The 14,510-nt window shown below is 62.3% G+C and carries 11 protein-coding genes; all 11 read left to right on the forward strand.

The genetic code is table 11. The features are described 5' to 3' along the window. The first annotated feature begins 312 nt into the window (after positions 1 to 312). The 11 genes from U5775_RS29825 to U5775_RS29875 all read left to right on the forward strand — a co-directional run bounded on the left by U5775_RS29825 (position 313) and on the right by U5775_RS29875 (position 14,501). A complete protein-coding gene (locus U5775_RS29825) occupies positions 313 to 1,404 on the forward strand; it encodes a sugar transferase (RefSeq protein WP_322061716.1) in 1,092 nt (363 codons plus the stop codon). 118 nt (positions 1,405 to 1,522) lie between these two features. Continuing rightward, complete coding sequence (locus U5775_RS29830) at positions 1,523 to 2,728, forward strand: polysaccharide biosynthesis/export family protein (protein ID WP_322061717.1); 1,206 nt, start codon at positions 1,523 to 1,525, stop codon at positions 2,726 to 2,728. Between the two features lie 55 nt (positions 2,729 to 2,783). Further along, on the forward strand, positions 2,784 to 5,027 hold the full coding sequence (locus U5775_RS29835; protein WP_322061718.1) for a polysaccharide biosynthesis tyrosine autokinase: 2,244 nt from the start codon (positions 2,784 to 2,786) through the stop codon (positions 5,025 to 5,027). Between the two features lie 74 nt (positions 5,028 to 5,101). Beyond that, positions 5,102 to 6,265 carry an SGNH/GDSL hydrolase family protein gene (locus U5775_RS29840; protein ID WP_322061719.1) on the forward strand — a complete coding sequence of 388 codons (1,164 nt, stop codon included), beginning with the start codon at positions 5,102 to 5,104 and terminating at the stop codon, positions 6,263 to 6,265. 123 nt (positions 6,266 to 6,388) lie between these two features. Beyond that, positions 6,389 to 7,216 carry a methyltransferase, TIGR04325 family gene (locus U5775_RS29845; protein WP_322061720.1) on the forward strand — a complete coding sequence of 276 codons (828 nt, stop codon included), beginning with the start codon at positions 6,389 to 6,391 and terminating at the stop codon, positions 7,214 to 7,216. Positions 7,217 to 7,493: 277 nt separating this feature from the next. Further along, on the forward strand, positions 7,494 to 8,357 hold the full coding sequence (locus tag U5775_RS29850) for a cupin-like domain-containing protein (protein ID WP_322061721.1): 864 nt from the start codon (positions 7,494 to 7,496) through the stop codon (positions 8,355 to 8,357). Positions 8,358 to 8,381: 24 nt separating this feature from the next. Next, on the forward strand, positions 8,382 to 9,272 hold the full coding sequence (locus U5775_RS29855; RefSeq protein WP_322061722.1) for a hypothetical protein: 891 nt from the start codon (positions 8,382 to 8,384) through the stop codon (positions 9,270 to 9,272). 327 nt (positions 9,273 to 9,599) lie between these two features. After that, positions 9,600 to 10,703 (forward strand): glycosyltransferase family 1 protein, encoded by a 1,104-nt coding sequence (locus U5775_RS29860; RefSeq protein WP_322061723.1) that lies wholly within the window; start codon positions 9,600 to 9,602, stop codon positions 10,701 to 10,703. Further along, positions 10,691 to 11,908, forward strand: a complete 1,218-nt coding sequence (locus tag U5775_RS29865; protein WP_322061724.1) for a glycosyltransferase family 4 protein — start codon at positions 10,691 to 10,693, stop codon at positions 11,906 to 11,908. The genes U5775_RS29860 and U5775_RS29865 overlap by 13 nt, the downstream gene beginning before the upstream one ends. Before the next feature lie 59 nt (positions 11,909 to 11,967). Further along, entirely contained in the window at positions 11,968 to 13,377 is a 1,410-nt protein-coding gene (locus U5775_RS29870) for an O-antigen ligase family protein (protein WP_322061725.1), read from the forward strand. A 188-nt stretch (positions 13,378 to 13,565) separates the two neighbouring features. Next, a complete protein-coding gene (locus U5775_RS29875; protein WP_322061726.1) occupies positions 13,566 to 14,501 on the forward strand; it encodes a glycosyltransferase family 2 protein in 936 nt (311 codons plus the stop codon). The last annotated feature ends 9 nt before the right edge of the window (positions 14,502 to 14,510 follow it).

Raw genomic sequence — 14,510 nt, forward strand, 5'->3', positions numbered from 1 at the left:
AGTCAGCAGACAGGTCATGCGATTGTTCAGTTCATTAAACCGGATCCGTCAAGGCGCGTCGGTGCGCCAGCGCACTTATCTCCCTTCTTGTGACATCCACAGGCACGCGCGTGGAGCGGCAACGGCTCGCCTGCGTCGGGTGCGGGAAGGGATCGCGTGAAGTTTGTGGGATTGCGCACGGACCCCCTGTTGCACGTTCCTTAATGTGTTGGCGTGGAGATCGAGGCGCGTAGTGCGGACGCATTCGCACAGAGTCAACAACCGTGCCGACTATGAACGACTGCCGAAGGCGACACGCATTGGGGTAGGGATATGTCTGAGCTAACGCAGCGCGCGACCGACATCGCGCTGATGCAGCGTGCGACCGACATCGCGCTGATTGTGCTGGGCGCTGTCTGCGCCGTGCACCTGAATTCGAATTTTCCGCAGTTTGGTCAGGTTCACCATCCTGATCCGACGCTGGTCGCGTTTTGCGCGGCGCTGGCCTTATCGGTGTTCCCTGCGTGCGGAACCTATAGCCCGCGCCGGAGCCGCTCGCTGTTCAGCGTTGCGGGCCGCACGGCGCTCGCGTGGCTTGCCGTGCAGCTCTGCGGTCTCGTGCTGCTCTATGCGATTCATCACGATCATTTGCTGTCGTTGCCGTGGTTCATTTACTGGACGCTGACGACGGGTATTTCGCTGCTGGCCTCGCATACGCTGTTCTTCTCGGAGTTCAGCGTGATGCGTCTCGCACATGCGTGGTGGCATCGGGAACCGCTCGAGGTCGAAACGCGCGGCGCGGTTCGCAGCGCCGTCGTCGGGCATGCCTTCAAACGCGTCTTCGACATCATCGCGGCGCTCAGTGCGCTGGTTCTGTTCGCGCCGCTGCTGCTCATCCTTGCCGTGCTGGTCCGGCGCGACGGCGGCCCGATTCTCTACGGTCACAAGCGCGTCGGGCGCCATGGCAAGACCTTCCGTTGTCTGAAGTTCCGCACGATGGTGGTGAACTCGGAGCAGGTGCTCAAGGATCTGCTCGCGCGCGATCCTGAGGCGCGCGCTGAATGGGAGCGCGAATTCAAGCTCAAGAACGACGTGCGCGTGACGCGTCTTGGCCGCTTTCTGCGCCATTCGAGTCTCGATGAATTGCCGCAGATCTGGAACGTTCTGCGCGGCGAGATGAGCTTTGTCGGTCCGCGGCCGATCATCGACGAGGAGCTGGAGCGCTATGGCGACGCACGCAAGTACTACCTGATGGCGACGCCTGGCATCACGGGCCTGTGGCAGGTGAGCGGACGCAATGACGTCGATTACGCGACACGCGTATCGCTCGATGTGTCCTATGTGACGAACTGGACCTTCCGCCGGGACATCGGGATTCTGTTCAAGACTTTTTTCGTGGTGATTCGCGGTAGCGGCGCGTATTGAGAACGCGTATCGAGCACGCGTATCGGGCAGGGGCAGTTGCGTCAGGCAGACCAGGTATCCGGGCCACACGTAATGGCCCGGAACGCATGTAACGGATTGGGGGTTGGAGGTTATTGCAATGGGAACGAACGCGAAGGAATGGATCGGCGCGGCGGCCTTAATACGCCGCGCGGCAGTGTGGATCGTGTGCCTGGGATTGGCAGGCCTGGGCGGCTGCGCGATGGCGCCGGGCATGACGTTCTCGCCGCCAAAGGGCGACGCCACCCAGAGTGCGGATGCGGCGACCGGCGCGTCGGTGCCGGACAGCATGGTGGCCAAGGGGATCGTGGGCGCGCCGTCCGGCCAGCTCGTCGAGATTACCGGCGAACTGGTGTCGAAAGAAGCCTTGGCGCGGCCGAAGGGCATTCCCACCGATGTGGAGAAGCTGTTCGGCACGCCCAAGCCGTATGAGATCGGTCCCGGCGACGTGCTCAGCATCGTGGTCTGGGATCACCCCGAACTCAACATGCCGACGATGAGCAGCGGTTCGACCGATTCCGCGTCGGGCGCCACGTCGGTGGCGTCGGGCTACACGGTCGACACCAACGGCTTCATTCAGTATGCCTATATTGGGCCGCTGAAGGTCGAGGGGCTCTCCGAGATGGGCGTGCGTGACGTGCTCGCCGGGAAGCTCGCGAAATACGTGCGTCAACCGCAGGTCACGGTGCGCATCGAGACTTACCGCAGCAAGCGCGTCTATATGGACGGCGAGGTCAAGACCCCGGGCGTGGAAGTGCTCAACGACCGGCCCATGACCTTGCCCGAGGCGATCAACCGGGCGGGCGGCTTCACCAGCAACGCCGATCGTTCGCGGGTCGCGGTCACGCGCGGCGACACCACCGTGGACGTGGACATGCCGGCGATGATCCGCAAGGGCTTCAACCCCGATCGCATCATTCTTCACAACGGCGACCTCGTGCGGGTCTACGCGCAGTCGGACAGCAAGGTATTCGTGGTCGGCGAGGTCGAGCGTCCCGGCGGCGTGATGTTCAACAACGGCCGCATGTCGCTCAACGAGGCGCTCGGCAACGCGGGCGGGATCAGCCAGGCGTCGGGCGACGCCTCGCAGGTCTACGTCGTGCGTGGACGCGATACCGGCAAGCCGGTCGTGTTCCACCTCGATGCGAGCAACGCCGCCGCGATGGCGACGGCCGATGGATTCGAGCTGAAGCCGAATGACGTGGTCTTTGTCGATACGTCTGCTCTCGTGAAGTGGAGCCGTGTTATCAGCCTGATTTTGCCGACGACCCAGGCCGCCGCGGCTAGCCGCGCAATAGGTTACTGATGTTTGCGCTTACGCGAGCCATACCTGGCAGTACGTCTCCAATCGAGAGGACAAGATGAAGCAGCGCGAATACTTGCTCGACGGGCCAGCAGAAGCGATCACGCCGCTGGCACCCGAAGGCGCACACATGGGCAATCTGCTCGATACGCTGTACTCGGGTCGCAAGACGATCCTGATCGCCACCGCGATCTTCACGCTCGCAGGCTTGATCTACGCGACGCTGGCACACCCGGTCTACGAATCGGACATGCTCATTCAGGTGGAGGAAAGCCCGAATTCCGCCAAGACGGCACTGGCCGATCTGTCCGCGCAGTTCGCAATCAAGACCGAAGCGTCGGCGGAAATGGAGGTGCTGCGTTCGCGGATGGTGGTGTCGTCGGCCGTGAACGCGACCAAGCTCTATATTCACGCGACACCGCACTACTTTCCGGTCATCGGCCGCTGGGCCGCGCAGCATCTGAGCCTCGGCAGCTGGTCGGGATGGGGCGGTTACGCGTGGGGCGACGAAGCGATCGACGTGACGCAATTCGACGTGCCGGAGCGCATGAACGGCCGGCCGTTCGTGCTGACCGCGCAAGGCGGCGGCGCCTATACGCTCAAGAGCGACGGCATTAGCCTCGAAGGCCGCGTGGGCCAGCCGCTGCACGCGCCGGTCGTGGGCGGTACGATCGATCTGCTCGTGAACGGTATCGACGCGCGGCCGGGCACGAATTTCAATCTGATGCGCACATCCGAGCTCAGTGCGATCCAGGCCTTGCAGGCGGCGCTGATGATTTCGGAGAAAGGTAAGGAATCCGATGTGATCGGCGTGGCGCTCGATGGCGACGATCCGGTTCTGACCAGCACGATTCTCAATGCGATCGGCAACGAGTACGTGCGGCAGAACGCACAGCGCACGCAGGAAGAAGCGCAGAAGTCGATTGCCTTCCTCGATCAGCAACTGCCGCAGCTCAAGGCGCAACTCGAGAAGGCCGAGAACGAATTCAATACCTTCCGCTCGGCACATGGCGCCGTGAACCTGGGCGCGGAAGCCACGGCGCTGTTGCAGAGCTCGGCGCAGGCCCAGCAGCGTATCGCCGAGTTGCGCCAGCAGCGCGCGCAGTTGATGGCCCGTTTCACGCCGGACAATCCCGCGCTGATCGCCGTCAACGGCGAGCTCGATGAAGCACAGAAGTCGCTTGGCGAGCTGGCGGCGCAGACGCGCGCGCTGCCGCCGGTGGAGCAGGGGCTCGTGCGTCTGCAGCGCGAAGTGACGGTGGATACGAACATCTACACGAACCTGCTCAACAACCGCGAGCAAATGCGTCTGCTCAAAGCGGGGCGCGTCTCGAACGTGCGCATGATCGACGCCGCCGTGCCGGGCGAAAGCCCGGTTCGGCCCAAGCGCGCCGTGCTCGTGATCGCGGCGTTCTTCACCGGCCTGTTCATCGGCATCGCGATCGTGCTGCTGCGCCAGCGGCTCAACCGCGGCGTGACGCTCGTCGACGAGATCGAAGTGGGCACGGGGCTGGCCGTCTTTGCGGCCGTGCCGCGCAGCCGCGTGCAGCATACGCTGACGCGCCGCACGCCGAACAATGCACTGGGCGCGAACACGGTGCTCGCGCACACGGCCGTATTCGACGCGGCGGTCGAGAGTCTGCGCAGCTTCCGCAGCGCGCTCGAATACTCGCTGCAGAATGCGAGCAATCGCGTCGTGCTGCTGGCAGGACCAACGCCGATGGTGGGCAAGTCGTTCGTCTCGGTCAATCTGGCGGCCGTGTTCGGCGCGGCGGGCAAGCGCGTGCTGCTGATCGACGCCGACCTGCGGCGCGGTTCGCTGAACCGGCATGTGGGCGTGCCGAATGCCCCCGGCGTCACGGACATCGTGGAGCGCTATCACGACTGCGGCGACGTGGTGCACCACGAAGTCATGCCGGGCGTCGACTTCGTCGCGACGGGCGGCTACGTGACCAACGCCAGCGAACTGCTGCGCGAAGGCAGTTTCGAAGAGTTCGTGGATTGGGCCAACGATGCGTATGACCTCGTGCTGATCGACGCGCCGCCGATCTTGCCGGTCGCGGATGCGGGGATCGTCGGCAAGCTCGCGGGCACGGTGTTCGTGGTCGCGCGCCAGGGCGCCACGAGCGTCGCCGAGCTGCGTGAATCCGTGCGCCGCTTCGAGCAGGTCGGCGTGCCGATTCGCGGCGTGATCTTCAACGACATGGCATCGCGTCCGGGTCGCTATGGCAACGCGTACAGCGCCTACGGCTATTCGAGCTATGGTTTCGCGGGGGACGAGGGGAAGGCGGCTCGCCCGTAGCGTCAGATCTTTGATCGCAGCGCCGGCCAGGATCGCAGTGAATTTCGGGGTTGATCGCATTGGGGGGCTGGTCCATGTCCCGTTCTATGTCCCGTCTGTGCAGCGTGTCCTTGGTCGTGCTTTGCGGCGCGCTGATCGTGGCCGGCCTGATGGTCGCGAGGCTGGCCGACCCGGACCTGTTGTTCCGGCCGGCCGCTGCTTTCGCTGCCGGCTCGGCCGTACCGTCCGGCAGGATACGATTTGCGGTGCTCGGCGATTCCGATAGCCAGTCCTACCATGACGCGCTGATGCTGCGAGATCCCGGCGAGCGCGGCGGCCCCTGGCGCGCGACCACCTGGCAGTGGACCGAGGTGCTGGCCCGGTTGCGTGGCGACCAGATCGACTTCGGTAAATGGGGGGCTTGGGGAACCGGCAAGTATCGCGCCTATGCTGATGAAGCGCTCGGCTTTCTCGCCCGTATGCCGCCCAAAGACGACTACCGCTACAACTTTGCCGTCAGCGGCGCGACCTGCAATCAGTTGATGGGGCATCCGCTGCGCGAGACGATCCGCCTCGTCGACTTGATGGATACCGATCCGCAAGCGTGGCGCGGCGGCATCGTGCTGATCCGGATCGGCGTCAACGATGTCTCGGACGAAGTCATCGACGAGTTGTCCCGTGACCGGAACGCATCGCATCCCAACGCCGTGATCGACGCCTGTATTGCCGAAATCGGCGCATCGGTCGCGCTGATCCGCGAGCACCATCCGGATACCGATGTCGTACTCGTGGGCGTGCTGAGCCGTGCGGATGGCTCGGACGTGCGCCGTTGGCAATCGGCGCAGGCGATGGCCAATATCGATACCGGCCTCGACCGCTTCGACAATGGCTTGCGCAAGCTGGCCGCGGGCGATCGCCATGTCTATTTTCTCGATGACCGCGCCTGGTTGAGGAGCTTGTGGGGCGGGCGTGACGCCCAGGGCCGCCCGTCTTACAAGACCGTGCATCTGTCGCCGGGCTGGGCGATCACGAATACGACCGGCGACGATCCGCATAATGCAGGTCTTTCCGATGGTCATGCCGGCGTGGTCTGGAATACGCTTTGGGCGCAGAACCTCGTCACCGTCCTGAATACCGCATTCGGATTGCATCTGAAGCCGATCACGGATGCCGAGGTCATCGGCTTTCTGCGGCCGAGCTTTACCACAACAAGCGCGCGCCCGGCGTTGCGATTGCCCACGGCCTTGTCGAAAAACTAGCGCTGCATGAGCGACGGCGAACATTCGCGTTGTCGAAGATCGGTAAGGATGTCTTCGCGCACCACGATTATCGGTAAGGATGTCGCCGTGCACCACAATTCAATTCTGGATTGGAACACATCGATGGAAGCGAAAATCAGTCTGCGCGATACGCAAATCGTCTGGGCCGCGAAGATTTTCCGGCTTCTCGGCATGCTCGCTTCTGGCCGCCGCTTGATCGAGGGAATCGAACGCACTGGCTTCGGCGCCACGATGTGCGGATGGATACTGGGCTACCGGCGTAGCTTCCGCACGCTCGACGAAGCCGAAAAGGCAGTCCGCCCCTACGCGAAGGGCGGCCACGAAAATCCGGTGAGACTCGAGCTCAGCCGCGTCGCCAAGCCCAGTGATTACGCCGCGTTCTATTACCTGCGCGACCGCATGCCTGGCATCAAGACCATATTCGATATGGGCGGCAGCGTCGGTAATCTCTACTATTGCTACCGCGATTACTTGCCGCTGGACGCGGATGCGATCTGGACCGTCCACGATCTTCCCGAGTACGTTCAGATGGGCCGGGAAATGGCCAGCGAAAAGGGCGAACGCAACCTTCAATTCACGCATGACCTGCAAAGGGTCGATGGCGTCGATTTATTAATCGTCAGTGGATCGCTACACTATTTCGATGAGCCGCTGCCGGCATTCATTGAAAAACTCAAGCAGCGGCCTCGATATATTCTTATCAATCGAACGCCGCTGACCGACGGTCCGGAATTCGCCGTCGTTCAGGACGCCGGATATATTCGTGTGGCTTGCAAGCTCTACAACCGTTCGAAGCTTATCGACGATTTCCGGCGTCTGGGCTACGGCGTAGGCGGAGAATGGCAGGCGGCGGAGCTCGGGCTTACCGTGGTGGATCGTCCATCGTCCAGCGTGGGAGCCTATACGGGCCTATGGCTCGAACGTCAGTAGCAGCAGGGTAGTTGGGCCAGAATTCGCGCCAACGTCGACGTACCGAGGGATGTTCGTCAACGCACATTGGGCCGACACGCGCGATAGTAGGCTACCAGCAATGGTTTTCAACCTATGAAGGTGTGCCATGTTTATGCCTGGCGATGATACCGCGTTAGCTAATACGTCACACCCCTTTCCCCTGGACGCTTCTATTCTTTTAGCTTGTCAGAAAGAATTCAAAAGTAATTTTAATACATATCCATTTAAATTCAAGCATACATTACACCAAAGTGGTTTGTTCGAAATTCCGCGGATCGTCGAGCTCACCAAGCGGATGATCGAAAAAAGTGCGGACTTCTGCGCGCTGGATTTCAAGCACGGTTCGGTAGCGACCAAGTTCAGCGATGGCGCCATCGACAAGAAGTTCAACGCCATGCCGCAGAGCGAGCGTCTTGACGAGACGGTGGCGCGCCTTGGCGAAAGCGGCACGTGGATCAAGCTGACCCGGGCGCAGGACTATGACGCCGAATATGCGCGAGTTCTCGATACGATTACGTGCGAGCTTGAAAACTTGTCGGGCTTTCCGCTGCGCGCGGACATGACCTACGTGACAATGACGCTGATACTCTCCTCGCCCCGGATCGCCACGCCGTTCCATATCGATCACGAAACCAACTTCCTTTTCCAGATACAAGGTTCGAAGGACGTCTGTCTTTTTCCTGCGACCGATCGCGAGCTCGTGCCGGATCAGGAGGTCGAAAGCTACTACACCGGCAATTTCGACGCCGTGCGTTATCGCCGGGAAATGCAGGATCGCGGCACGGTTTATCGGCTTGCGCCGGGAGAGGTGGTGCATCACCCGCCGCTCGCGCCGCATTGGGTACAGAACGGCGACAATATCTCGGTGAGCATCAGCATCAACTACTGCATGAAGACGCTCGAGAAACGCGCCAGGGTTTATCAAGCCAACTATTTTCTGCGCAAGCTGGGGCTAAAGCCCTTGCCGCCGGGACTTTCGCCGTTGCGCGACAGCTTGAAGACGAAGGTGCTCTCGACGCTGGAACACCGCGATCCCAAGACCTTTTCGGAAGTCGTCCACACGCCGGTGAACAGGTTGAAATCACCGCTAAGTGCGGTGCGACGGCTTGTCAGGCGTTGACCACCCAGCCTTGGATTTACAACGATGATACCTTCCGCCGATGCTCTGCTGACTGTCGACCCCGCCGTCTACAAGACCGGGTTCAACACTACGCCCTTCAATTTCACGCACTATCTGCATCAATTGCCGATGTTTCAGCCCGAGGCGCTCACGGCGCTGGCGAAGAAATATGGCGAGATACCCGCTGACTACTACGTCTCCAATTCGGCTCCCACGCCGGGGACCCGATTCTTCGACGTGAAGGCCAAGGCGTCGAAGCCCGATGAGGCGCTGGCCCAGCTCGCCACCGCGCCCACGCGCGTGCTTTTAAAGCGGCCCGAGAATTATGACGCTGGCTTCAGGGAGCTGTTGAACAAGCTGTTCGAAAAGGTGGCCGAATTGCGCGGCGGCCTCAATGGCGAAAAGGTCGTGCGGCTCGAATCGGCCGTGTTCGTCAGCTCGGCCTCGTCGACCACGCCGTTCCATTTCGATCCGGAGATCAATCACTTCTTCCAGATCGAGGGCGGCAAGCAATACCATGTCTATCCTCCCTGCGCCGTTCGCGAAGACGAGCTAGAGGATTTTTACCTCGAAGGCAAAGTCGAGATCGGTCAGGTGGATCTCGCCACACGCGACACGCGCCTCGAACATGTCTTCGAACTCGTGCCCGGTAGCGGCTTTCATCAGCCGCAGGACGCACCCCATTGGGTTCAAACCGGCACGGAGCGCAGCGTTTCCTATGCGTTCGTCTACGAGACCGATGCGAGCCGGGCCCGTGGCCGTGTGCTGGCCGCCAATCACTATCTGCGCAAGATCGGTGTCAATCCGCAGCCGCCCGGTGCGAATCCCGGTACGGACAGCGCGAAGTCATCGGTGATGAAGGTGGTGGTTCCCGTGCGCAGGCGCATCGTTCGAAATCTGAGCCGGGCCGGATGATTTTGTGAATTGAAAAGTCATTTCGGCACGGAAAACTACGCGCTGAAATAAATTCGGATTCCGATATAAAAGCCGAATTTCGGGTGAGGCAAGTGCGCTCGCGCTTGCGATCATTTTTACCTTGTCTCACTCATTCAATCTTCACGGCCGGTAGTTCTTTCCGTCACAGTTTTCTCCCAGGCATCGCGCGAATTAGCGCGACATGAGCGACTGCGAACATTCGCCGGCGCCTAAATCGACCACACTCCAAGCCATATAAGTTGTCATGTGTTGCGGTGACCGCGCACGGATGACGTTCGCTCACGAGCGATGTCCTGGACCTTGTCGATGAAACACGAGCCTCTCCCTAATCTGCTGATCAATGGCCGCTTCCTGGGCCGTCGCGCCACGGGCGTCGATCGCTTCGCGTTCGAAACGATCAGGGCGCTCGATCAATTGATCGAGCTGCGCGATCCGCTCGTCGCGGGATTGCGTAGCGAGATCATCGTGCCCGAAGCGCTGGCCGGCATGGCGAATCCATTTCGGCACGTCGGGCTGCGCGCGAGCGGCAAAGGCGGCGGCTTGCGTTGGGAGCAAATCGCTTTGCCGCAGGCCGCGCGCGGTGGCTTGCTGCTCAATCTCTGCAACTCGGGGCCGTTGCTGTACCGCCGCCAGGTGACCGTGCTGCACGACGCGGCACCCACGCGCGTGCCCGACAGCTATAGCCGGTCCTTTGTGGCCTGGTATCGCCTGATGGCGCCGTGCCTTGGCCGGGTGTCGCAGCGCGTGATCACGGTGTCGGAATTCTCGCGGCGCGAGCTCAGCGATGCCTACCGGATTCCGTCCGGCAAGATTGGCGTCGTCTCGGAGAGCGGCGAGCACATGTTGCGCGTGCAAGCCGATGACGGCGCCGTCGCGACCCGGTTGAACGGGCGTCCTTTCGTGCTCGCGGTGGGCAGCCTCAACCGGCACAAGAACTTTCAGCTCGTGGCCGAGGCCGCGCGCCTGATCGACGATGCGCAGTTCGACATCGTGGTCGTGGGCGGCGGCGATGCGCGGGTGTACGGAACGGGCAAGGACGCGTTGCCGGCGTTCGTGAAGCACCTCGGCTACGTGAGCGATGGCGAACTGGCCGCGCTCTACCGGCGTGCGGCGTGCTTTGTCTATCCGTCGCGCTATGAGGGCTTCGGGCTGCCGCCCGTCGAGGCGCTGGCGCTGGGCTGTCCTGTCATCGCTTCGAGGCTGCCGGCCGTGCAGGAGGCATGTGGCGATGCCGTGCTCTACACGTCGCCCGACGATCCCGCGGAACTGGCGGGCCTGCTCGAACGCATCACCGCCGATGCCGCATTGCGCTCGAGCCTGCAAGAGCGGGGCCGCGCACGGACTGGAGAACTGACCTGGCGCACGACCGCGGCCAGGTTGATCGAGGAGATCTCGCCGTGGCTAATGTAACGCTTGCCTCAACCCTCGCTAACGACGTGCGCCGTTTCGGCCGCGTCGCGCTCGTGCATGACTGGCTGGCTGCCTATGCGGGCTCGGAGAAAGTGGTCGAGCAGATTCTTCAGGTGTTTCCGGACGCCGATCTCTACAGCGTCGTCGACTTTTTTCCCGAGTCGATGCGGGGCGTGCTGGGCGGAAAACGCGCGCATACCTCGTTCATCCAGCATCTGCCGCGGGCGCGTCGATCGTTTCGCGGCTACCTTCCGCTCATGCCGCTGGCGATCGAGCAGTTCGATCTCTCTGGCTACGATCTCGTGATTTCGTCGAGCCATGCCGTGGCCAAGGGCGTATTGACCGGGCCGAATCAGGTCCACGTGAGCTATGTGCATTCGCCGATTCGCTATGCGTGGGACCTGCAGCATCAATACCTGGCCGAGGCCGGCTTGCAGCGCGGCCTGAAGAGCTGGATCGCGCGCGCGGTGCTGCATTACATGCGTATCTGGGATCAGCGCACCGCGAGTGGCGTGGATGCCTTCGTCGCCAATTCGGCGTTCGTGGGCCGGCGCATCCGCAAGGCGTACGGATGCGAGGCCACGGTGGTCTATCCGCCGGTCGATGTGGAACGCTTCGAGCTCAGCACGCAACGTGAGGACGTCTATCTGATTGCCTCGCGCATGGTGCCGTACAAGCGGATTCCGCTCATCGTCGAGGCCTTTGCGGCGATGCCCTCGCGGCGTCTCGTGGTGATCGGCGATGGCCCGGATTTCGCGCGCGCGAAGGCTTGCGCGGGGCCCAATGTGACGCTGCTCGGCTATCAGCCCGATGCGGTGCTGGTGGACTGGATGCAGCGCGCGCGCGCTTTCGTTTTTGCCGCGGAAGAAGACTTCGGCATTTCGGTGGTGGAAGCGCAGGCCTGCGGGACGCCGGTCATTGCGCTGGGCCGCGGAGGTGTGCGCGAGATCGTGGTCGAGTCGCCGGACGCCGAGCGCGCGACAGGGCTCTTTTTCAGCGAGCAGAGCGTGGCGTCCATCGTCGACGCCGTGGAGCGCTTCGAACAGTATCCGCCGTTTCGTGCGGAAGTGTGCCGCCGCAACGCGCTGCGCTTTACAACGGAGCGGTTCAAGCGCGAATTCCTGGGCGTGGTGGAGCGCGCCGTGGACGCCAGCAAAGTGAGCGCCGATCCGGCGCCGGAAGTCCGCCGCTGGCGCTCGGCCTGAGACGGTGCAATAACGAGGGGTTCACGCGCAAGCGTGCGGTGAACGGAGGGGTGAAGCGAGTGGGACCGACAATATTCGGCGTAGCGGTATTCGCCACCGGACTGGCCGTGCTTTACACGTCGTTTCGCGGCGCGATCTACTGGATGGCGGTTTATTCGCTGTTCGGATGCACGCTCGCGCTGGGATTGCCTGGCGGGATCGGCATCATGCCCGCGCAGCTATTTCTCGTTTTCTTCGTGGTGCGGGCGTTCAATCTCGCGGGCGGAAAGCAGATCACGAGTGCGTTCTCGCTCGACAAGCCGGGCTTCTGGCTGCTCTGCACCTGCCTCTGGGGCGTCGTGGGCGCCATTTTGCTGCCGCGCCTGCTGCGCGGCTCGACGCTCGTGTTTCCGGTCGATCGCACGGTCGTCGGCGAGGTGCTGCTGCAGCCGCTCGGCCCCGTTTCGGGCAATCTCTCGCAGGCGGTTTATTGCATCGGCGATGTCGTGGTTTATGGCTGCATGTATGCGTTGCTCAAATATCGTGGCGCGTACCGCGCGCTCGCGACCGGCATTTTCCTGCTGACCTTCTTCGACGTGCTCGCCGGGCTGATCGATGTCGGCACGCACGCGGTCGGTCTCGATGTGATGTCGGTCATCAAGACCGCTCAGTACGCCGATATGAGCGGCGAGGAGATGGGCGGCCTCGTGCGCATCACCGGCACGTTCAGCGAAGCGTCCGCGTTTTCGAGCTTCACGCTGCCACTGTTTGTGTTCTGCCTCAATCTCTGGCTGGTCGGTTATCGTCCGAAGGTGGCCGGCGCGCTGGCCATCGCGGCGGGAACCTTGTTGCTGCTGTCCACGTCGGGTACGGCCTATGTCGGGTTGGGCGCGTATATGGTCGTCCAGCTCTTCAGCCGGCCCGGCCGTGTCGCTCGGGGCGCCGACGCGCGCAAGCGGCGCATGTGGATCATGGCCGCGTGTGCCGGCGTACTGGGCGTGCTCTACGTCGTGCTCTTCTTGCCGAGCGTGGCCAATGCCGTGGTGGACTTCGCCAATCTCACCGTGTTCGGCAAAGCCGACAGCTCATCGGGCCTCGAACGCATGAGCTGGAACATGCAGGGCGTGAACAACTTCCTCGATACCTACGGCATAGGCGTGGGCCTGGGCAGTATTCGCACGTCGAGCTTCCTCGTGGTGGTGCTCGCCAACCTCGGTATCGTGGGCGTGGTCTGCTATGGCTTGTTTATCGGCAAATCCATTTTTACGCCGCTCCCCACGCATTACCCGCATACGGAGCGAGCGGTCTGCCTCGCGGCGCGACACAGCATGATCGCGACCCTGATCGTCGCTTCGGCTGCGGCCGGGGTGTTCGAACTGGGTTCGTGTTTCTACCTGTTTGCCGCGGCAGCGGCTGCACTTCCGCAGCGCGTGCCGAGACGCGTGCCGCGGGCGGCGCAGGGATGGGTTGCGCAGGGCGTTCATGAATGACTTACCGGGTACGTGCGCGTTTGCGTGGGGTAGGCAGCAGTCCTGCATCCGCGCTCTCGTTACCATGGCCCTCGACAAAACATATTGGCCGGAATGGCTTGCTCCGTCGGCCATGCAGGGCGATCGAGCCGGATAAAAGACGGGCCGTGATATTCCGGTTACCAGAGAATTCATCAAAGAGGTGAACATTGGATACGAATGTCTGTTCGCGGGTAGCCAGTTTCGGGGAAACGAGCTTGCCATCGCATGACAAGCAGGCAAAGGTTTGTGTGGTTTTTCCCACTCGCGGCCGTGCCGCGTTGCTGGAACGCGTCGTCGCTTTTGTCGAGACGCAGACGGTCAAGCCCGATCTGATCATCGTCTCCTGTGTTTCGGACGATGACATCGGCAACCTCGTCAGCCGGCCTGGCATGCTCGTCATCAAGGGGGCGCCAGGTAGCTCCGCGCAACGCAACCATGCCTTGGACCACGTGCCCGATGATTTCGACGTCGTCATCTTTCTCGACGACGACTTCTTGATGCACAGCACGTGGATTGCGAAAGCGCTCGATGCGCTGGATAGCGATCCCTCGATTGACTGCGTCACGGGACGGGTGCTCGCCGATGGCGCCCAGGGACCCGGTTATTCGTTTGAAGAAGGGCGGGCGATTCTGGAAACGATGAAAGACATTCCGGAAAGCCTGAATGCCGTGCCGATTCGCGGCCCGTATGGATGCAACATGGCGTTCCGGATGCGCAGCATTGCCGGGGTCCGGTTCGATGAGCGCCTCGTGCTCTATGGCTGGCAGGAGGATCGCGACTTTGGCGGCCAGATCCGGAATCGGGGCGGCCGGCTGGTTCGCATCAACGCGTTCGGCGTGCACCTCGGAGTCAAGGGCGGCAGGGTGTCCGGACGCAAGTTCGGTTATTCGCAGGTCATCAATCCGCTTTATCTGGCGAGAAAGAAGACCATGGGTTTGCGCGACGCGCTCGATCATGTTCTGCGCAACGTCGCAAGCAACGTAGTGCGAAGTATTTCTCCGGAGCCCTGGATCGACCGTCGGGGACGACTGGGAGGCAACCTGATCGGCCTGTGGGACCTCGTACGAGGAAGGCTGACACCCGAGCGGGCGGCAAAACTCTGAGACGCGTGC

The sequence above is a fragment of the Paraburkholderia sp. J63 genome (assembly GCF_905220245.1).
GTDB lineage: Bacteria > Pseudomonadota > Gammaproteobacteria > Burkholderiales > Burkholderiaceae > Paraburkholderia.